The following is a 19,366-nucleotide window of genomic DNA, read 5'->3' as shown; positions in this document are numbered from 1 at the left end:
ACATAAAGTCATAGGATAAATCAGTCTATTGTTTAAAAATCAAATTAAATACGTCTCGTCAATTTTGTAGAGTTGCCTTATGACGAGTGGCGGTTTGTATTCTTCAAAAGAAGATACATTGTTATCTAAACCTTCAAAAAGGTTAATATAAGTATAAACAAATGAAGCGATGAATACTTGTTGTTCAAAAGAAATTTTGTCAACTTGTAATTGTAGTTCGTCTTGACCATCAACTACCAATTGTTCATCATTACAACAATTCTTTTTTGTAATAGAACAACCTTCAGTTGAAGGATTATCCATTTCCATTCCGCATCCTTCAGCTTTATGGAACATAGCAGTTTCTACCAAAGTATCTCCACAATAATGCATACTGAGCGTAAATGACATTGTAGAGAGTAACACTACAAAAGCCATTGCCAAAGACATTGCTTTATGGAATACTTGTTTCATATTGAGTACAAAGGTATAAAATTTTAACAACTCCTAAATTTTGTTTAACAGAAGTTTAGATATAAAACTGCAAAAAACAAATAATCAATTTACCACTTACCCATTTTTGATAGCACCTTTTTGTACTTCAACATTTGGATATCGTCTTTACAATATGGATGTTCTAAAAGTTCTTTAAGTTTACCTATAAACTCTTTTGAAACAAACCCTTTTTTCTTTAAAACATCAAATAAAACGAGGGCTTGCTCTGCCCTATATTTAGCTTTTTTCAAAAACTCTTCTCCATTTTCTGGGTTTTCATAATGGTTTTGAATATCAAAATGTTTATCAATATCTCCTTTGTATGCTACTAATAAGTTTTCAGCATTCTGTTGTGTAACTCCATTTGTTGTAAATACATAGTCTCTGTCTTGAGTAAGTCTATTAATTCTCGTTTGTCCATCTGCGTAATTATTAGGATGAATCTCTAAATAATGTGAACGATCCAAGGGTAAAGTAATAACTGCTTTGGGATCATATAAACCTTGAAATTTATTAGTTTCAAAATGCCTAATTGAAACTGGATTATCGCAAGTAATTATTGGCGCATTTGAATCTTCTATTTTAATTACATTTATTGTACAATCGTATTTGTATTTAACAAAGTTTCCCCATTGTTCAAGATGGTTAACTAAGAAGGCAGTTCTTGAACGTTCATCGTACTGTTTTTTAACCTCCTCTATTTCATCAATATGAAATTCCATTTTCTCTCCAAATAAATTCATTTTTATCAAACCATGTTCATTTGCTGTATGAGCTGCCCTATCAAAGATTTGTTTATTCATACCTTTTTGAAGATTTAAAATTCTTGGTGTACGAAAATATAATGATAGACATACATATAGTATTTGAATTTTTTGCTCTTGACTAACTGTCAATACCTTTTCATCAACAAGTAATTTATATATTTTTGGAAACTCGCTATCAACATTTTCAGCATAATGTTTTTCTAAGGCGTATTTTACTTCATCTGATTCGGCAGGAATTGTATAAATGTTTTTTTCAAAACAAATATCTTTTGTGCTTATTTGCTCTAAAAGCATATCATTGTCCATTTTATAAACATCGACAAAATGATTTCTTTTTCTTCCTTCAACTGCAAAGTTCTTTAAATATGAACGTGGTATATAATGTTGCTTTATTGGATTTGACATTATTCTATTCTTTTGTTGAGACTTCTTGTTTCATTAAAACTCGCCACGTTAAAGGAAAAGGCTGGCTTTTGTAGTGCCTACTTGCAACGTGAGCAACAATATCGAAACTATGCTTAAAAATTTTAAAGTCCTTTTCTGGTCCGAAGAGTTCCATTTCTGATACCATTTCTTTTTTGTACTCTTCTACATTCTCGTATATTGTTACAGAATGTTTTAGTGTTCCTTCGCCACGACTATAATCCTGAACACATATTTTATTTTCCATTTCTTCAAGTGGAAACCATATTTGCAAGTTCAAATCTGGAAAAAGTTCAGTAGGGATCTTGCGGACAAACTGATATAGGTCTTCATCCTTTAAAACTAAAGTGTATTCTGCCAATATAAGAACTATCATTGAAGACTGAATTTCACATTCTTCATCTCCATTATGAATATCCACCAGCTTATCATAACTTTTTCTAAACAATGGGAAAAACTTATTTATTTTATATCTGTTATTAAGACCTAAAGTCATTTCAGAAATCCATTTTTTGGCTGGGTTAAAGTTTCTTGTAAAATTCATTAAGTTAAGTGCTAAAGCTATTTCAATACTATGCACATCGTATTCTGGATATTTTGAAGGTGGATTGTTTTTTATAAACAAACATAATCCGTTACTAATTGAAAGAGCGCTTTGGTAATATGTTTGAGCATGCTCTTCATTACCTTCTCTATAATGGATTCTAAACTCTTGTATTTCCGTTAACCCTATTGTTGCTATAATTCCTATTTCTTCCCAAACATTAAGACTGTACTCTAGACTATTTCTGCTGTATTTATATATACTGTGCTCTGTTTTGTAATGTTTAGCAACTTTGTTAAAATAATAGACACCTATATTTCTTTTTAAAGAATGGATTTTGTAAAATTCCTGTCTTACAAAATTTTTCTCCAAATGATTACCTTCTTGCATAAAGTGCCAGCTTAGTAACAAACATCGTTCACTTGCATAAATTGAAGGTTTCAAATTATTATTGTCTTGAGACCATTTATATATAATGTTAAGGCATAATCGTACCAGTCTTAACTTTTTTAATATTTGTCTTTTTTGTTTGGGTTGCTTGTCTAAAATTTTTTGAATCAGCGTATAGAAATGTGATAAATCATAATCTGGTAAATCTAAAAATGCCAAAGACTTTCTTAATAATGATTGATATTCTTGTGGAAATAGTTTTTCACTAACAAGATAGTCGTCAAGCATTGCAGTTATTTCGCCTGTACCCCAAAAATCATATTCAACAGCATCTGTAGTATTCTGGTCGATATATTGTGTCCAATCAACTAAAACATTTTGATTTATAACACCATTAGTACAAACTATTATTTTTTTAGGAAGTTTTTTTAAACGATTTGTAAGTGATGTTGGAATAAACGTGTCTTTAATTTGGTTTAGAGTTGAGCGTATGGCGTTGACATCTCCATCCCAAGTGGTTCTTGTTAGATTACCTTGTTTTACAGCGAACAAAAACACCTTCTTAATACCATCTTCTGGATCAATACCTACAGCTGAAATATCTACACCAAATTGACGACCTTTCATTGGCTTTGAGATAGTTGTAAATTTCATTCCAACTAGCAGATCAGTCAGCAACACATCAAGTTCATTATCTTCTTTTAAAAGATTAATATATTCACTCAGTAAAAATCTCATTGCCTTCTTTTAAAATTTTGCCATAGTAACCGTTCTGTTGCTTGACCTATGGGATCTATAAATTCGCCTCTTGGCATTTCGCCACTATGCGAAATAAGTGCTGGTGTCATCTTTTCGGTGTATTTGCCTTGGTATTTTGAAAATGTAGACTTTCCCGTTCTGTAATTGATATTCGTAATCATACTTAAAAATGATGAACTTTCTGACTCACTCTCTTTATAGGATTTATTAAATTTTCTATTCTGAATTTTATTATAATATATCATTCTTCTCTCTGAAGGCGCAAATTCTTTTAGGTTTTCTAAATCTGAATACGCCTTGTATTTATCTTCTCCTTCTTCAACAATATCTTTTATTATTTTTTTTAATTTCCTATTGGCCGTCTTCTTTTTTAAATTTAAAAATTCAATAGTTGAATAATAATTAAAAATTAAGTGGTTAATAAACAAATCAGCTAAGAAAACTACAACCTCTTTATTATCTACTTTTTGTTCAAGTATAGAATATACCAAAGACAGAGAGGTGTCTTTATCATAAACATAGGCAAGTATTTTGTACGTGATATATTCAATATCGTAATCTGAAAAGTCCTTTATTAGAACTTCTGAAACCGTCAATCCTGATAAATCTCTCATATATCTAGCACTATTCATTTCAAAAATGGCAATATGAAAATTTGGATTGTCTTTATTTAACCAATTTGTATATAGCTTTTGGAAATCTGAATAAAAATCATCGCAAAGTGTATTCAGCAAATGGCTGAAATATTCTATTTTTCTAGCATTTTTTGGACTTATCCCTACCCAATCTGTAATAAAACCAACTACCAAATCTAAATTGGTTTTAGCCATATTTTCCAATCGATAAGCCAATTGATTATACGCTCCTGCATGTTCTATATCAATGTGAAGCAACAATGGAAGATATTTTTTAAAGAGGTGTATTTCGTTGCCTAAATCTATATTGTAATCCAAAAAGTAAATGAGCTCTAATTGAATTTCAATAGTCTTAATACTTGATAGCTTATCTATAATTTTATCTGCATTTTTTAATTCATTTCTTTTATTTCTAATGGTAAAGAAAACGGATGGCCATAACTCCTCAAGAGTCTTATTATTAATAATACTATTGAATTGTTTCTCAATCCAGCTCACAAATGTTTTTGGTGTTGTTTTCGCTATCAAATCAATTTTGACGATAGATTTTATTCCTATTTCATTTAAGCTTATGTTATCATCTTCGATTAGGCGTTTAATTTCATCTATTGAAAACTTTTGGTCTGAATGATATAATCCGGATAGAATATCCATTAATATAAAATACGAATCAGGATTTTTCGTTTCAAGTGTTTTTAAATAAATTTCTTTACCAAAAGAAGCATCCTCTTTTGCTTCGCGAGTAATGGCTATTTGAAGATTTCTTACAGGATAGTTACTTTTTAAGTTTTTAAGCAATTCTGGTAGTGCCTTAACATAAAGGTCTATATCAACATTTTTAATATTGTCACAAAAGGTTCTATAATCTTGCCATCGATTGGAAGGCTCTTTATTGTCTAATAAGTCTTGTAGAAATTGCAAATGAAAAGGGTTATAATTTTTGACTAAAGTTAAAAAAGAATTGATACCGTTCTGTAAAAGAGTAACAAAGTTTTTTTCCATTCTACCAAAAGAAATCAAACTATATCAAATACTATTAAATGGACAAAAAGAAACAAAATGTTGTACCTATGTTGTACCCAAACATTTTTCCGAGCTTATTTTAAATAAAAAAAGCCGAAGATTTCTCTTCGACTTTTGTACAGGCGGCGAGACTCGAACTCGCACACCTCGCGGCATTAGATCCTAAGTCTAACGTGTCTACCAATTCCACCACGCCTGCATTTTATTTTTTTAACACTAATAATTAGGTTAAATCCTAAGTCTAGCGTGTCTACCAATTCCACCACGCCCGCAAAAGGACTGCAAATATAAACAAGATTTTTAAATTGCAAACCTTTAATCACTAAAAACATACTTTTTTTAATACTTTTGAAAAACAACACTCTTAATTTCATTATGCAAAACATACAATCTTATATAGAACAACACAAAAACAGGTTTTTAAACGAACTTACAGAACTTCTTAAAATACCATCAATTAGCGCAGATTCAGCCTATAAAAGCGATGTATTAAAAACAGCCGAAGCTATTAAAATTAGCTTAGAAAAAGCTGGTTGCAATACTGTTGAGGTTTGTAAAACCAATGGCTACCCTATAGTTTATGGCGAAAAAATAATAGACAATAACTTGCCAACAGTATTAGTTTACGGCCATTACGATGTGCAACCACCAGACCCTATAAACTTATGGGATTCGCCACCTTTTGAGCCCGTAATTAAAAACACAGAAAAGCATCCTGAAGGCGCCATATTTGCACGTGGTGCTTGCGATGATAAAGGGCAAATGTATATGCATGTAAAAGCCTTAGAATTTATGACAGCTACAAACCAACTACCTTGCAATGTAAAATTTATGATAGAAGGCGAGGAAGAAGTTGGAAGCGCAAACCTAGCAACCTTTGTAAAAAACAATCAAGAAAAATTAAAAAACGATGTTATTTTAATTTCAGACACCGGAATGATAGATAATAATGTACCATCAATCACAACAGGTTTGCGAGGTCTAAGCTATGTTGAGGTTGAAGTTACAGGACCAAATCGCGATTTACACTCAGGTTTATACGGTGGCGCTGTTGCAAATCCAATTAATGTGCTAACCAAAATGATAGCCTCTTTACACGATAACAACAACCACATAACCATTCCTGGGTTTTATGATAATGTAGAAGAACTCTCAAAAGAAGAACGTGCAGAAATGGCAAAAGCACCTTTTAGTTTAGAAAACTATAAAAAAGCACTAAACATTAATGCCGTTTATGGCGAAGCAGGTTATACCACTAACGAAAGAAATTCTATAAGGCCAACACTAGATGTAAACGGTATATGGGGCGGCTATACAGGCGAAGGAGCCAAAACCGTAATAGCCAGTAAAGCCTATGCTAAAATTTCTATGCGATTGGTACCAAATCAAGATTGGAAAAACATCACACAATTATTTAAAACACATTTCGAAAACATAGCACCAAAAGGCGTAACCGTAAAAGTAACACCACACCATGGCGGCCAAGGCTATGTTACTCCAATAAACAGCATAGGCTATCAAGCCGCCAGCAAAGCCTACCAAGACACATTTGGCAAAACTCCAATCCCACAACGAAGTGGCGGTAGCATACCAATAGTTTCGCTTTTCGAACAAGAATTAAAAAGCAAAACCATTTTAATGGGCTTTGGTTTAGATAGCGATGCTATACACTCACCAAACGAGCATTTTGGCGTTTGGAATTATTTAAAAGGCATAGAAACCATACCATTATTTTATAAATATTTCACTCAATTATCAAAACAATAATGGCGTTACCACAAGGGTCGCGCTTTACATTACTAGTTTTGGCTCGATGCGCGCCTCGCCAAAAGCTAACCATTACAATCGCTAACGCAAGTTAGCAACACCTATGAAAAACCAACATAGCAATCAACTATTACTACTTACCTTAGCCACATTATTAATTAGCACCTCTGGGGCTTTAGGTAAGTTTATTAGTATGCCAACCGAAGTAATTATTTGGTGGCGTAGCGCATTAGGTACATTTTTTTTATTTATTTTTTGTAAACACAAAAAGTTTAACCTTAAAATTCAATCTAAAAAAGATTTTTCAACCCTATTTATAAGTGCTATTTTTTTAGGCGGACATTGGATAACTTACTTCTACGCCCTAAAACTATCAAACGTAGCCCTAGGCATGCTATCGTTATTTACATATCCTGTAGTAACAGCATTAATAGAACCTCTTTTTACAAAAGCAAAGCTAAACACTATTCATATTATTTTAGCAGCCATGGTATTACTTGGCATTTATATACTAGCACCAGATTTTAATTTTAAAAGCACACAAATAAAAGGCATTCTATTTGGTTTACTATCGGCTGCTCTATATGCCATACGAAATTTAATGCTAAAAAAACCAGCCTCAAAATACAACGGCATGTCTTTAATGATGTATCAAACCCTATTTTTAAGCATCATTTTACTTCCTTTTCTTATTATAAAAGACTCTAGTAATATAAGTACACAATACCCATACATTATTCTATTAGCCTTAGTAACAACAGCTATTGGGCACTCGCTATTAATAAGTAGTTTTAAATATTTTTCTATAAGTACAGCTAGCATAGTAAGTAGTACACAACCTATTTTTGGTATTATTATAGCTTATTTTTTTTTAAACGAAATTCCAACACTAAACACTTTTATTGGCGGATCTTTAATAATTACTACTGTAATTATTGAAAGTATTCGTTCCAGTAAAAAATAATTTTTTTATCTCTACATTTGTAGAATACAAATATTTATTCTACATTTGTAGAGAATAATCTAAACATGTAGAACAATGCAGTTATCTAAAACTGAAGAAGAACTAATGAATTACCTCTGGAAACTTGAAAAAGCCTTCATGAAAGATCTCTTAGAGGCCTATCCAGAACCTAAACCTGCCAATACAACCATAGCAACGCTTTTAAAACGCATGACAGATAAAGGCTTTATAAACTATAATCTTTATGGTAAATCTAGAGAATATTACCCGCTAGTTAAAAAGAAAGACTATTTTTCTAAGCATGTTAATGGACTTATTAAAAACTTTTTTAATGATAGTGCCTCGCAATTTGCATCGTTCTTTACCAAAGAAACTAATTTAACAAAAGAAGAATTAGAAGATTTAAAAACTTTAATTGATACAGAAATTAAAAACAAATAGTTATGCTTTTATACCTATTAAAATCTAGTGCTTGTTTAGCCATTTTTATGGTTTTCTACAAACTTTTATTAGAAAAAACTAGCGCACATACATTTAAACGTTTCTACCTAATTGGCAGTATCCTTATATCTATTAGTATTCCTTTAATAACGTTAACAAGTTATACAGACAATCTGGTTACCAACAAAATGGTTAGTAAAAACCTTAACCTAATCATTGCCGAAGCCCCCGAAACTAGTTATTTATTAAATTACTTACCAACCGTAATCTGGTGTATTTACTTATTAGGCGTAGCCATATTATTAGTTAGATTTATTAAAAACTTATACAAAACGCTTCAAAAAATTAAATCTAACCCATTACATAGAAACCAAAAATTTATTAATGTTTTATTACAAGATTTAGTATTTCCGCACACCTTTTTTAATTATATTTTTTTAAACAAAAATAAATTCGAAAATCATTTAATACCCACAGAAGTTATACTTCATGAGCAAGCTCATGCCAACCAAAAACACACTATAGATATATTATTTATAGAAATACTACAAATAGTATTCTGGTTTAACCCATTATTATACTTTGTAAAAAAAGACATTAAATTAAATCATGAATTTTTAGCAGACTCAAAAGTTATAAACTCAGGGTTTAACACAAAAAATTATCAGCAATTATTATTAGCATTCTCATCAAATGCTGTTGATAATCCTTTGGCAAATGCCATAAATTATTCATTAATCAAAAAACGTTTTACAGTTATGAAAACAAAAACATCAAAAACAATTATTTGGTTTAGAAGCTTAATTCTTCTACCATTATTAGCTATTTTAATTTATAGTTTTAGCAGCAAAAACTATGTTAACATTAACGACAACTTAATCGAAGTTGCATCTCAAAAAAAAGCCACAAAAAAACAGCTTGAAGAGTATAATGCACTTGCGAAAAAGTATAATACACAACCACAAGATAAACGCATAATAAAATTAAAAGACATTAAACGTTTAGAGTATTTATATAGTTTAATGAGTGATAAACAAAAAGCAAACAACCAACCATTTCCAGATTGTCCTCCGCCACCTGCATCTCCAGTAGTAAAAAAGGGAGAGATTTCAAATATCCCGCCACCTCCGCCACCAGCGCCAAAAGCACCTTTAGATTTTGCTATACACGCCGCAAAAAAAGGAGCTATATTCTATTTCGAAAACAACAAAATATCTTCAGACAAGGCTATAGAGTTGTTAAAGCATAATAAAAATTTAAATATTCATGCTACAAGCTCTAACGGAAAGCAAGTTATAAAAATTCAAAAAGCGCCTATTAAACTATAAATTAAACCTTCAACTCAAAACCTGTAAACTAACACTTTACAGTTTTTTTTTATTAAAACATGTAACAAATCTTTATAAAAAACGTTCTAATAGTCAATCAATCAAAATCAATCAAATAATGTTAAAGCGCTTTTTTATAATCTGCTCTGGTGCAGACACCGATATTTTAAATAATTGTTCTATTGGCGAACAAAACAAATACGCAGGTATTGGGGCTACCGTTTTTTTTACTGCAGTTATGGCATTTATTGCAGCTAGTTATGCTTTGTATACTGTTTTTGACAACCTATATTCGGCTATTTTTTTCGGACTTATCTGGGGCCTGCTCATATTTAACCTAGACAGATATATAGTTTCTACCATAAAAAAGACAGGACATATTATTGACGAGCTTATTCAAGCTTCACCAAGAATATTATTAGCTATAATTATTGCTATAGTAATATCTAAACCCCTTGAACTTAAAATTTTTGAAAAAGAAATTAATCAAGTTTTATTAGAACAGAAAAACGAATTGACTTTAGCCAATAAAACTCAGCTTGCAGAACAATTTTCGCCCAACATAAAACGTTTAGAAAACAATATTTTAAACTTACAAAACCAAATAGAAACCAAAGAGGCCGAAGTTAATAATTTATACAACACCTATATTGCCGAAGCCGAAGGAACAGCAGGAACAAAGCTTTTAGGAAAAGGTCCTGTTTATAAAGAAAAACGAGATAAACACGATGCTCTATTAGCAGAATTACAACAATTAAAAACAGATAATAAAGCAAAAATTACTGCTCTTGAAAACAAAATAGCTACACTAAAAACCGATTACGAAACACAGGTAACAAACACACAACCAATAATTGACAATTTTGATGGACTAATGGCTCGTGTTAACGCCTTAGGCAAACTCCCTTGGCTACCTTCATTTTTTATTTTTATGCTATTTTTAGCTATTGAAACCTCGCCTATTTTTGCAAAGCTTCTATCTCCAAAAGGCGCTTACGATTTAAAGTTAGAAGATCAAGAAACTGCATTAAAAACAAATGTGCTTCAAAACAACAACCAACGCGAGGCCATGCTAAAAACAGATTATGCCATTAACGATCGTATTTATAGCGATATAGAAAACGAGGAAGAATTATATAATTACAAGCGTAAAAAAGCAAGAGAACTTATGCAATTACAAGCCAATGCCTTTTACAACAAACAAAAAAATATTTTATAATTAGGCTGCCATCTCAGATTTAAAGTGGTCGTATAACTCTTTACAACCAAAACCAACTATAGATAATCTTTTATTTTTGGCTAATGCCTCTTCATGAAGTTTCGAGATGGCATCAACACCATATTTATCCATACTTACAATATCTTGAATACTAATAGTAAGTGTGCTTACTTTTTCAAAAATGTTTTTAAACTCTTCATTAAATACACTTACACTTTGCTTGTTTAGAATTCCTTTTACTTTAAAGAAATTGTTACAGTTAGAAATTTTAAAATCCATAATTTATTGATTTTTAAAGGTTAAAATAAACTTGAGGGAGCTTTTATCTTTTTTTAATTATATCTAAAATTAAAAAGTTAAAAGGTTATCTCAATATTTTATCGACCAATACATTTTTCCTTAGACAAAAAAATAATTTTTGCTAATTTCATCGACAACCAACCTTTTATAGTTATAAGATTTTGTTACATTTACCATTACATTTTTTATTTTTTTTAAATAAAAACGGTATACCTTTTGTATTTATAGTTAAACATATTTTAAAAAAACATTCCAAAAACATGAAAAAGCTAGTTGTATTATGTTGTTTAATTAGTTTCATTAATAGTTATTCGCAAACAAATGAAGAAGCCGATGTAAAAGCAATAAATAAAGTTTTAAAAAAACAAAGAATTGCTTGGTCTAATAACAACTTAGAGGAGTTTATGGAAGGTTACTGGAAAAGCGACTCCTTAAAATTTTATGGAAGCAACGGCGTAACTTATGGCTGGGACAATACTTTAGAACGTTACCAAAAAGCTTACCCTACAAAAAAACACACCGGAAAACTAAGCTTTAGAATTAACGATGTTACAAAAATAAGCGAAGGCGCTTATTATGTTTTAGGCGAATACCACCTTAAAAGAGACGTTGGTAATGCAGATGGTATTTTTATGATTATTTTAAAGAAAATTAATGGCGAATGGAAAATTATTGCCGATACCTCATCATAAATCATGAATCCAATAATTAGAAAAGCCACTTTAAAAGACTTACCTGTTCTATTAAAATTTGAGCAAGGCGTTATTGAAGCCGAACGTCCTTTCGATATTACAATAAAAGACGAAAAAACAAATTACTATAATATTTCTGAGCTAATAACAAGCCCGAATTCTGTAGTTTATGTGGCCGAAGTTGATAATAAAATAGTAGCTTCTGGTTACGCTAAAATTAAATTAGATAGACATTATTTAAAACATAAAAAACAAGGCTATTTAGGCTTTATGTTTGTTTTAGAAAATTTTAGAGGCAATCAATTAAACAAATATATTATTGATACTTTATTCGCATGGTGTAAAAACCAAGACGTTTATGAAATAAGGTTAGATGTTTATCATGACAACATACCCGCCATTAAAGCATATGAAAAAGTAGGCTTTAAAAAACATATGATAAATATGAGATTAGACATCTCTAACCTACCTTGATAATAAGCAGCTATAAGTGGCGCAAATCAATACTATTTTATCCAAAACCTTTATTATATTATCTACATTAGATTAAAATAACATATTTATTTGCCGTTTTTGTACTTTTAATGTATGAATACAATAAAAATTATAAACGACAATTTTATTGAGAATAATACTAATTTCTGCGAGCTAATATCAGAAATAAAACAATATTTTTCTACAAATGAGGTTATTGTTCCAATGCGTCATCATCACGACTTCCCAAACCCCAAAGTACAGGAAGATTCTACATTATTACTTATGCCCGCATGGAACCCAAGCAAAAACGCAGGCGTAAAAATAGTAACGGTAAGCCCCGAAAATAGCCAATTCGATTTACCTTCCATTCAAGGAACCTATATTTACTTTGATGCCACAAAAGGATTAGTTAAAGCCATTCTAGAAGCCAAAAGTTTAACGGTAAAAAGAACTGCTGCTGCATCTGCATTGGCTTCTTCATATTTATCTAGAAAAAACGCATCAACTTTGTTAATGATTGGAACTGGAGCATTATCTATTAATTTAATTAAGGCGCACGCAGCTGTTCGCCCAATAAAAAAAGTGTTTATTTGGGGGCGAAATTTTGAAAAAGCTATAGCAATTTGCAACATTTTAAAAAACGAAAGCTTTACAATTACACCAATAAAAACCATTAAAGAAAAAATCTCTGAAGTAGATATTATATCATCAGCCACATTATCAAAAACACCATTAGTTTTAGGAAAACATTTAAAAAAAGGACAACACATAGATTTGGTAGGCGCCTATAAAAAAGACATGCGAGAAGCAGATAACGAAACAATTTCTAAAGCCTCTGTTTATATTGATACATTTCAAGGAGGCTTAAAAGAAAGCGGAGATATTGTTATTCCGTTGCAAAATGGCACCTTGAAAGAAGATAGTATTAAAGCCGATTTGTTTCAATTATGCTCAAACCAAAAAACAGGAAGAAGTTCCGAAAACGAAATTACAGTATTTAAATCTGTTGGGCATGCTCTAGAAGATTTAGCTGCAGCAAATTATTTTTATAATAAATACGCAAATGAGTAATACTTACAAAAACATAATATCGAATACCGAATTTAAACCAGATAAAAATTGGTTACAAATAAAAACCATAGATATGCATACGGGAGGCGAACCCTTACGTGTAATTATTGATGGATTTCCTAAATTAAGCGGAAATTCTGTTTTAGAATATAGAAGAAACTGTAAAGAACATTTTGATTATTTAAGAACCGCATTAATGTTCGAGCCTAGAGGCCATGCAGACATGTATGGTTGTATACTATTACCACCTAATGATGACGAAGGAGATTTCGGAATTATATTTTTACACAACGAAGGCTATTCAACAATGTGCGGGCATGCTATTATTGCTATTTCTACCTTAGCAATTAATATGAATTGGATTCATGTAAAAGAAGGCGATAACGTTCTTAAAATTGATGCGCCTTGCGGAAGAATTACATCTTTTACAAATGTAAAAAACGGGCAAGTAACTGGTGTTCGTTTTCATTGTGTGCCTAGTTTTGTAGTAGGTTTAGACAGAACTGTAAAGGTTGAAGGCCTAGGAAATGTAACCTACGATTTAGCCTACGGCGGTGCTTTTTATGCTTATGTAGACATGGCTAAAAATAACTTTAATTTTAATTTAAATGCAGCATCATACAGAGCTTTAATTACAAATGGAATGAAAATTAAAAATGCTGTAATTAATTCGGATCATGAAATTATACATCCTTTTGAAGAAGATTTAAGTTTTAATTACGGAACCATTTTTATAGACAACAACAAACAAACTTCTGGAGCAGATAGCAGAAATGTTTGCATTTTTGCTGAAGGGGAAGTAGATCGTTGCCCTACAGGATCGGGAGTTTCTGGAAGAATGGCCATACATAAAGCACGAAAAGAGATTGATTATGGAGAAACCATGACTATTGAGAGTATTACAGGCTCTGTATTTAAAGGATCTATTATTTCTGAAGAAAATTACGGCCCTTTTACAGCCGTAATACCGCAAGTAGAAGGCAACGCTTATATTACAGGAATACAAACTTTTGTAATTAACCCAAATGATCCTATGAAAGATGGTTTTATTTTAAGATAACAAATTATAATATACCAAATGGATTTTCTATGCTATGCATAGGCTTAGTAAACCACTTAGGACCTTCTTTAGTCATGTAAATATGATCCTCGTGCCTAATACCAAACTTACTTGGCACACAAATCATTGGTTCGTTACTAAAACACATTCCTGGCTCTAAAACAGTTTCATCGCCCTTAACAATATATGGGTATTCATGAATATCTAAACCAATACCATGTCCCGTTCTGTGCGGCAAACCCGGCAGTTTATAATTTGGTCCAAGTTTGTAAAACTCCAACACTTCTCTACATGCAAAATCAATAGAAGCACAAGTACTCCCTATTTTAGCTGCATTAAATGCTGCTTGTTGTGTTTCTTTTTCTATGTTCCAAATGCGTCGTTGCAAATCATTAGCTTCACCAAAAACATAAGTTCTTGTAATATCAGACACATAATCATGTAACACGCAACCTGTATCAATAAGCACAACATCATTCTTTTCTAGATTTTTTGGAGATTTTACACCATGAGGAAAAGAAGAATCTACACCAAATAATACAATACAAAAATAAGAACCCGAAGCTACTCCATAACGTTTATGTGCTTCATTAATAAAATCTGTAACCTCCTTTACAGAAATACCAACTCTTAAAATTCTAGCGGCTGCCTTTTGAACTTCTAAAGTAATATCCATAGCGTGTTGCATGATGGCTATTTCTGCATCAGACTTAATCATTCTACAACCAGATATAATTGCTTTAGCGTTACTTAATATATATTCTGAAGCTATTTTTTGAATACCATTAGTAATAAAAAACGGCGTTGTTTCATCAATTAAAATCGTACCATGTACTACATTATTATGCTTTAAAATGGAATTAAATAGTTGATATGGACTTTCATGTTCTTCCCAACAATGAACAGTTCCTTTAATAATCATAAAATCTAAAACAGTTCCTTTTTCAAACTGAGGTGCTATGTAATGAAGCTCGCCATTTGGAAATAACAAAGCACCAACCATACGCTCGCTAGAATTCCAATGTGTGCCAGTAAAATAAAATAAGTTTGTTCCGGAATTAAGGTATATTGCTTGAACATTTTGAGCTTGCATTAACGCACAAGCTTTATTAATTCGTAATTGAAATTCTTCTTCTTGAATAGGTTTTACTAAATGTGCTTTAGGTTTTATGGTATTTAACTCGGCTTCAATTGTAGATCCGCCAATTCCAATTGTATTCATAATCTTATTCTATTTAATGATTCATTAAAGCTTCTATATCTTTAATTTCTATAGGCATAGTCTCTGTTAAATTTATGTTTCCGTTTTCTGTAATTACATAATTATTTTCTAAACGGCAGCCTATACCCTCTTCTGCAATATAAATTCCTGGCTCGCATGTTAAAACCATTCCCGCTTCAAAAGGACGCGAATACAAACCAACATCATGCACATCTAACCCAATATAATGAGCCGTACCATGCATAAAAAACTTTTTATATAGTGGTTTTTCTGGATTTTGTTTTAAAACATCGTTTGCATTTAGCAATCCTAATTTTATTAATTCTGCTTCAACTAGGCTTGCCATTTGCTTTTCGTAATCAGATGGTAGCACACCGGGTTTTAAAAGTTTACTACCTTCTTTTAAACAATGTAATACAGCGCTGTACACTTCCTTTTGCCTGTCTGAAAATTTACCATTTACTGGAAAACAGCGTGTGGTATCGCTATTATAATTTGCATAGCAAACACCAAAATCCATCAACACCATGTCTCCATCATTACAAACACCATTATTCATAGTATAATGTAAAGCACAGGCGTTTTTACCTGAAGCCACAATTGGCTTAAACGCATGTCTTGTTGCTCCTGATTTTATTAAGTTATACGCTAGCTCTGCTTCTAGCTCATACTCTTTTATATTTGCTTTGCATGTTTTTAAAACACGTTTAAAGGATGTTACACTTATATTAGCGGCCTTTTTTATCAATTCTATTTCGGCTTCAGATTTAATTGGCCTTAATGCTCTAGTTATTTTTGAAGCTCGAAAATATTCATGTAAAGGGTACTTTTTTTTACACCAAGCAATCATTCTATCTTGTTGAGTTTCTTGGTTTTTTGTTATACGTTTTAAATGCTCGTTATGCCCAAGGTAAAAACCATCGGCTTCAAAAGCCATGTATTGCAAAATCATTTCGAAATCTTGAATCCATTCTACACGCTTAATTCCAGACACCTTAATGGCTTGCTCTTTACTTAATTTATTGCCTTCCCATATTTTAATATGCGCACTAGTTTCTTTAATAAATAAAATTTCTTGGTTTTCTTTTTTATAGGCATCGGGGTATAAAACTAATATGGTTTCTTCTTGATTAATTCCAGAAAGATAAAACAAATCGTTATTTTGTGTAAATCCCATAATATCGTCTGCATTATTATGCTTTACATCGTTTGATGTTAAAATAGCTATGGTATTCTGTTTTAATTTAGAACAGAAATTAGCTCTATTCTTTACAAATAAGGTATTTGAAATTTGATTGTATCGCATAACTTAAAAAGTTCTATTTGGATGATATTTAGCCAATTTTAAAGACGTTTTTTTTATTTGAAATAATCTCTGACACCAATTTCCCCGTGGCAGTTCTCATAGCATGCCCTGTAGTAGTGGTTAAATTATCGTATTTTTTAGACTTGCATAAGGTAAACCATCTGGCGATACTCGCCGCAAACCACATGTTACAGTTGCTTTTTCTTCTAGCATTTTTTGGTTTGGCATAACATAAGCAAACGTTTTATTTTCTGTTGCCAATAATTGATTTCCTATGCGATTTTTTCCTGTTATCATGCTTTTTTTATCTTTTTTAAATGTGCTTCAATATTTACTGGTTTGTAGATTACTTTTGTTGAAACTGGGTATTTTTTTAATAATTTACTTGGGCGAATTGGTCGTTTTTCAAATCCGCCTCCGCAATTAGGACAAACATGTTGTAAAATATGGTGTACACAATCTTTACAGAACGTACACTCAAAAGTACATATCATAGCTTCTCTTGAATTATACGGCAATGCTTTATTACAATTTTCGCATGTTGGTCTTATTTCTAACATCTTACTGTTTACGGGTTAAAGTGGCTTCCTTTCACTTATTTTGTAAAAGATACAATAAAACATTTTCTGTTTGTTAATTCTAAACAATTTAAAATATATGAAAAAAGTACAACCGTGTTTTAGTGTGATAACACCCAAATTATTTACGCTAAAATACTTAGATTTTTATATTCTGGTAATGTTGGTCTTGCCGATAGTGTATCTGTTATTATTTTTCAATTTTAATACGCATTATTTTAGTTATGTTGCTTGTCAATTCTTTTACCGCTAAAAATATTTGGACAGCTGTTTAAAAGCCCTTCAAACATACTTAGAGTTACTTCAATTTTATAATCTACTGGGTTATTGTTATAGTAAATTATATTTTCGTTTTTTTTTTGATATTGTAAAATTACATAAGCTCTCTGTTTTTAATTAATGGTTTTTTAATCTTAACACATACAATATTATCCTATTCATGATTTTATACTGTATTTTTGAGTATTATTTGTGTATTTTAAAATCTTACACGTAATTACTCATGAAAGTTTTACCCTTTAAAATTCCTAAACCAGAACAAGATGTTTTAATATATCAGGTTGACTATGTTGATGCTTTTTACGATAAACTTCACCAGCATGAAGAAATACAAATAAGCTTCATTATAGAAGGCACAGGAACTCTTGTTGTAGGAGATTCTGTAAACGACTATAATAAAAATGACATATTAATTATTGGTAGCAACATTCCTCATGTTTTTAAAAGTGATTTTAATACTTACAAAAAATCGCATATGGTTTCTTTGTTTTTTACAAAGAAGGCTTTTGGGAAAGATTTTTTTAACTTAGAAGAATTAAAAGAGTTACAGCCTTTTTTTAAACGTGCTAAATTTGGTTTTAAAGTAACATCTAGATTAAAACAAATAAAGCGTTTGTTTTTTAAACTTGAAAGTAGCGGTAAATTAAATCGCTTTTTAATCTTATTAGAAATAGTAAAACACACATCTAAAGGAAGTTACAAGAGTTTATCCTCATTTATTTATGATAAAACATATACCGATAACGAAGGGCAAAGAATGCGCAACGTTTTTGAGTTTACTATGAATAATTTTCAAAATAATATTACATTACAGACCATAGCTAATGAAGCTAACATGACAAAGAATGCTTTTTGCAAATATTTTAAAAAGCGAACCAATAAAACTTATATTCAGTTTTTAAACGAACTAAGAATTGAACATGCTTGTAGATTATTACAACTAAATAACGATTTGTCTATTATTGAAATAGCAGAACAAATTGGTTTTAATAATATGTCTAATTTTAATAGGCAGTTTAAAGCCTTAAAAAAATGTAACCCTTCTGAGTTTAAAAAGGTATCTGTTTAAAGTTTCTTTACAAAATCTGTTACAATAACTGTTAAAGTGGCTCCTACTTTACCTTCTATATATTTATCATTATCTCTATCTAAACGAATATTACGAACCGCTGTGCCTTGTTTGGCAACCATACTTGAGCCTTTAACTTTCAGGTCTTTTACAAGTACTACATTATCGCCGTTTTGTAGAACAACGCCATTAATATCTCTATGAATAATTTTTTCGCTTTCGTCTTTATCCTCACCTGTTGCTCTTGCCAATGCCAAAGCTTCGTCGTTTAAATACATCATATCTAACAAATCTTTTGGCCACCCCTCGTTACGTAGTCTTTGCAACATTCTCCAAGCCATAATTTGTACAGCAACATGTTCGCTCCACATACTATCATTTAAACAACGCCAATGGTTTGGATTCATTTCCTCTTCACCATTAATTTGGTCTAGACACGTTTTACAAACCAAAACATCGTTTGCCACATTTTCGTTTAATGATGGTGGGATTGTATATTGTTTTAAACCTTCTGTAGCACCACATAGTTCGCATGTGTTATTGCTTCTATCTTGTAATGTTTGTAAAACGCTCATGGG

General features: G+C 31.1%; 20 protein-coding genes and 1 tRNA gene. 10 read left to right on the top strand and 11 right to left on the bottom strand.

All coding sequences use genetic code 11. The annotated features are described in order from the left end of the window. Positions 1 to 39: 39 nt before the first annotated feature. The 5 genes from ACNG5D_RS02280 to ACNG5D_RS02260 all read right to left on the bottom strand — a co-directional run bounded on the left by ACNG5D_RS02280 (position 40) and on the right by ACNG5D_RS02260 (position 5,214). Entirely contained in the window at positions 40 to 453 is a 414-nt protein-coding gene (locus ACNG5D_RS02280) for an HYC_CC_PP family protein (RefSeq protein ID WP_203255973.1), read from the bottom strand. A gap of 89 nt (positions 454 to 542) precedes the next feature. Then, positions 543 to 1,646: a DUF4238 domain-containing protein gene (locus tag ACNG5D_RS02275; RefSeq protein ID WP_418181878.1), complete on the bottom strand. Its 1,104-nt coding sequence runs from the start codon at positions 1,644 to 1,646 to the stop codon at positions 543 to 545. A gap of 4 nt (positions 1,647 to 1,650) precedes the next feature. Beyond that, entirely contained in the window at positions 1,651 to 3,252 is a 1,602-nt protein-coding gene (locus ACNG5D_RS02270; protein WP_418181877.1) for a hypothetical protein, read from the bottom strand. 80 nt (positions 3,253 to 3,332) lie between these two features. Next, positions 3,333 to 4,994 carry a hypothetical protein gene (locus ACNG5D_RS02265; protein ID WP_418181876.1) on the bottom strand — a complete coding sequence of 554 codons (1,662 nt, stop codon included), beginning with the start codon at positions 4,992 to 4,994 and terminating at the stop codon, positions 3,333 to 3,335. A 138-nt stretch (positions 4,995 to 5,132) separates the two neighbouring features. Next, positions 5,133 to 5,214: transfer RNA gene (locus ACNG5D_RS02260), tRNA-Leu, on the bottom strand. A 176-nt stretch (positions 5,215 to 5,390) separates the two neighbouring features. Between ACNG5D_RS02260 and ACNG5D_RS02255 the strand changes: the two genes are divergently transcribed. The 5 genes from ACNG5D_RS02255 to ACNG5D_RS02235 all read left to right on the top strand — a co-directional run bounded on the left by ACNG5D_RS02255 (position 5,391) and on the right by ACNG5D_RS02235 (position 10,734). Further along, on the top strand, positions 5,391 to 6,782 hold the full coding sequence (locus ACNG5D_RS02255; RefSeq protein WP_418181875.1) for a dipeptidase: 1,392 nt from the start codon (positions 5,391 to 5,393) through the stop codon (positions 6,780 to 6,782). 103 nt (positions 6,783 to 6,885) lie between these two features. Beyond that, the gene (locus ACNG5D_RS02250; RefSeq protein WP_418181874.1) at positions 6,886 to 7,746 is read left to right on the top strand and encodes a DMT family transporter; all 861 of its coding nucleotides are present in this window, start codon (positions 6,886 to 6,888) and stop codon (positions 7,744 to 7,746) included. 75 nt (positions 7,747 to 7,821) lie between these two features. Next, complete coding sequence (locus ACNG5D_RS02245) at positions 7,822 to 8,187, top strand: BlaI/MecI/CopY family transcriptional regulator (protein WP_418181873.1); 366 nt, start codon at positions 7,822 to 7,824, stop codon at positions 8,185 to 8,187. Positions 8,188 to 8,189: 2 nt separating this feature from the next. After that, entirely contained in the window at positions 8,190 to 9,515 is a 1,326-nt protein-coding gene (locus ACNG5D_RS02240; protein ID WP_418181872.1) for a M56 family metallopeptidase, read from the top strand. Between the two features lie 118 nt (positions 9,516 to 9,633). Then, the gene (locus tag ACNG5D_RS02235) at positions 9,634 to 10,734 is read left to right on the top strand and encodes a DUF4407 domain-containing protein (RefSeq protein WP_418181871.1); all 1,101 of its coding nucleotides are present in this window, start codon (positions 9,634 to 9,636) and stop codon (positions 10,732 to 10,734) included. Here ACNG5D_RS02235 and ACNG5D_RS02230 read toward each other — a convergent pair whose 3' ends face one another. Then, positions 10,735 to 11,013, bottom strand: coding sequence for a hypothetical protein (locus ACNG5D_RS02230; protein ID WP_418181870.1), 279 nt, complete (start codon positions 11,011 to 11,013; stop codon positions 10,735 to 10,737). It lies immediately after the preceding gene. Between the two features lie 281 nt (positions 11,014 to 11,294). Between ACNG5D_RS02230 and ACNG5D_RS02225 the strand changes: the two genes are divergently transcribed. The 4 genes from ACNG5D_RS02225 to ACNG5D_RS02210 all read left to right on the top strand — a co-directional run bounded on the left by ACNG5D_RS02225 (position 11,295) and on the right by ACNG5D_RS02210 (position 14,334). Continuing rightward, positions 11,295 to 11,726, top strand: a complete 432-nt coding sequence (locus tag ACNG5D_RS02225) for a YybH family protein (RefSeq protein ID WP_418181869.1) — start codon at positions 11,295 to 11,297, stop codon at positions 11,724 to 11,726. A gap of 3 nt (positions 11,727 to 11,729) precedes the next feature. Further along, positions 11,730 to 12,200, top strand: coding sequence for a GNAT family N-acetyltransferase (locus ACNG5D_RS02220; protein WP_418181868.1), 471 nt, complete (start codon positions 11,730 to 11,732; stop codon positions 12,198 to 12,200). 114 nt (positions 12,201 to 12,314) lie between these two features. Then, a complete protein-coding gene (gene lhpI / locus ACNG5D_RS02215; protein ID WP_418181867.1) occupies positions 12,315 to 13,274 on the top strand; it encodes a bifunctional Delta(1)-pyrroline-2-carboxylate/Delta(1)-piperideine-2-carboxylate reductase in 960 nt (319 codons plus the stop codon). Further along, positions 13,267 to 14,334, top strand: coding sequence for a proline racemase family protein (locus tag ACNG5D_RS02210; protein WP_418181866.1), 1,068 nt, complete (start codon positions 13,267 to 13,269; stop codon positions 14,332 to 14,334). The genes lhpI and ACNG5D_RS02210 overlap by 8 nt, the downstream gene beginning before the upstream one ends. A 4-nt stretch (positions 14,335 to 14,338) precedes the next feature. On the opposite strand, the gene ACNG5D_RS02205 is transcribed toward ACNG5D_RS02210, so the two are convergent. From ACNG5D_RS02205 to ACNG5D_RS02190, 4 genes are all read right to left on the bottom strand, one after another. Further along, entirely contained in the window at positions 14,339 to 15,556 is a 1,218-nt protein-coding gene (locus tag ACNG5D_RS02205) for a M24 family metallopeptidase (protein WP_418181865.1), read from the bottom strand. Between the two features lie 13 nt (positions 15,557 to 15,569). Next, entirely contained in the window at positions 15,570 to 16,862 is a 1,293-nt protein-coding gene (locus ACNG5D_RS02200; RefSeq protein ID WP_418181864.1) for an aminopeptidase P family protein, read from the bottom strand. 120 nt (positions 16,863 to 16,982) lie between these two features. Then, positions 16,983 to 17,159, bottom strand: a complete 177-nt coding sequence (locus tag ACNG5D_RS02195; RefSeq protein ID WP_418181863.1) for a hypothetical protein — start codon at positions 17,157 to 17,159, stop codon at positions 16,983 to 16,985. After that, complete coding sequence (locus ACNG5D_RS02190; RefSeq protein WP_418181862.1) at positions 17,156 to 17,422, bottom strand: DUF1272 domain-containing protein; 267 nt, start codon at positions 17,420 to 17,422, stop codon at positions 17,156 to 17,158. The genes ACNG5D_RS02195 and ACNG5D_RS02190 overlap by 4 nt, the downstream gene beginning before the upstream one ends. A gap of 520 nt (positions 17,423 to 17,942) precedes the next feature. Between ACNG5D_RS02190 and ACNG5D_RS02185 the strand changes: the two genes are divergently transcribed. Further along, the gene (locus tag ACNG5D_RS02185; protein ID WP_418181861.1) at positions 17,943 to 18,788 is read left to right on the top strand and encodes an AraC family transcriptional regulator; all 846 of its coding nucleotides are present in this window, start codon (positions 17,943 to 17,945) and stop codon (positions 18,786 to 18,788) included. On the opposite strand, the gene ACNG5D_RS02180 is transcribed toward ACNG5D_RS02185, so the two are convergent. After that, positions 18,785 to 19,363 (bottom strand): PhnA domain-containing protein, encoded by a 579-nt coding sequence (locus ACNG5D_RS02180; RefSeq protein WP_418181860.1) that lies wholly within the window; start codon positions 19,361 to 19,363, stop codon positions 18,785 to 18,787. The genes ACNG5D_RS02185 and ACNG5D_RS02180 overlap by 4 nt on opposite strands. Positions 19,364 to 19,366: the final 3 nt, after the last annotated feature.

This window comes from Algibacter ulvanivorans (assembly GCF_048381495.1).
GTDB lineage: Bacteria > Bacteroidota > Bacteroidia > Flavobacteriales > Flavobacteriaceae > Algibacter_B > Algibacter_B ulvanivorans.
The sequence above is the reverse complement of the archived record's forward strand: the minus strand, read 5'-3'. Positions and strand labels throughout refer to the sequence as shown.

What these genes read in the sequence shown, in the direction of transcription:
- ACNG5D_RS02205 (WP_418181865.1), bottom strand. Translation starts at nt 15,556, where the DNA reads ATGAATACAATTGGAATTGGCGGATCTACAATTGAAGCCGAGTTAAAT.
- lhpI (WP_418181867.1), top strand. Translation starts at nt 12,315, where the DNA reads ATGAATACAATAAAAATTATAAACGACAATTTTATTGAGAATAATACT.
- ACNG5D_RS02245 (WP_418181873.1), top strand. Translation starts at nt 7,822, where the DNA reads ATGCAGTTATCTAAAACTGAAGAAGAACTAATGAATTACCTCTGGAAA.
- ACNG5D_RS02210 (WP_418181866.1), top strand. Translation starts at nt 13,267, where the DNA reads ATGAGTAATACTTACAAAAACATAATATCGAATACCGAATTTAAACCA.
- ACNG5D_RS02250 (WP_418181874.1), top strand. Translation starts at nt 6,886, where the DNA reads ATGAAAAACCAACATAGCAATCAACTATTACTACTTACCTTAGCCACA.
- ACNG5D_RS02230 (WP_418181870.1), bottom strand. Translation starts at nt 11,013, where the DNA reads ATGGATTTTAAAATTTCTAACTGTAACAATTTCTTTAAAGTAAAAGGA.
- ACNG5D_RS02200 (WP_418181864.1), bottom strand. Translation starts at nt 16,862, where the DNA reads ATGCGATACAATCAAATTTCAAATACCTTATTTGTAAAGAATAGAGCT.
- ACNG5D_RS02255 (WP_418181875.1), top strand. Translation starts at nt 5,391, where the DNA reads ATGCAAAACATACAATCTTATATAGAACAACACAAAAACAGGTTTTTA.
- ACNG5D_RS02240 (WP_418181872.1), top strand. Translation starts at nt 8,190, where the DNA reads ATGCTTTTATACCTATTAAAATCTAGTGCTTGTTTAGCCATTTTTATG.
- ACNG5D_RS02180 (WP_418181860.1), bottom strand. Translation starts at nt 19,363, where the DNA reads ATGAGCGTTTTACAAACATTACAAGATAGAAGCAATAACACATGCGAA.
- ACNG5D_RS02265 (WP_418181876.1), bottom strand. Translation starts at nt 4,994, where the DNA reads ATGGAAAAAAACTTTGTTACTCTTTTACAGAACGGTATCAATTCTTTT.
- ACNG5D_RS02235 (WP_418181871.1), top strand. Translation starts at nt 9,634, where the DNA reads ATGTTAAAGCGCTTTTTTATAATCTGCTCTGGTGCAGACACCGATATT.
- ACNG5D_RS02225 (WP_418181869.1), top strand. Translation starts at nt 11,295, where the DNA reads ATGAAAAAGCTAGTTGTATTATGTTGTTTAATTAGTTTCATTAATAGT.
- ACNG5D_RS02270 (WP_418181877.1), bottom strand. Translation starts at nt 3,252, where the DNA reads ATGAAATTTACAACTATCTCAAAGCCAATGAAAGGTCGTCAATTTGGT.
- ACNG5D_RS02190 (WP_418181862.1), bottom strand. Translation starts at nt 17,422, where the DNA reads ATGTTAGAAATAAGACCAACATGCGAAAATTGTAATAAAGCATTGCCG.
- ACNG5D_RS02185 (WP_418181861.1), top strand. Translation starts at nt 17,943, where the DNA reads ATGAAAGTTTTACCCTTTAAAATTCCTAAACCAGAACAAGATGTTTTA.
- ACNG5D_RS02275 (WP_418181878.1), bottom strand. Translation starts at nt 1,646, where the DNA reads ATGTCAAATCCAATAAAGCAACATTATATACCACGTTCATATTTAAAG.
- ACNG5D_RS02220 (WP_418181868.1), top strand. Translation starts at nt 11,730, where the DNA reads ATGAATCCAATAATTAGAAAAGCCACTTTAAAAGACTTACCTGTTCTA.
- ACNG5D_RS02195 (WP_418181863.1), bottom strand. Translation starts at nt 17,159, where the DNA reads ATGATAACAGGAAAAAATCGCATAGGAAATCAATTATTGGCAACAGAA.
- ACNG5D_RS02280 (WP_203255973.1), bottom strand. Translation starts at nt 453, where the DNA reads ATGAAACAAGTATTCCATAAAGCAATGTCTTTGGCAATGGCTTTTGTA.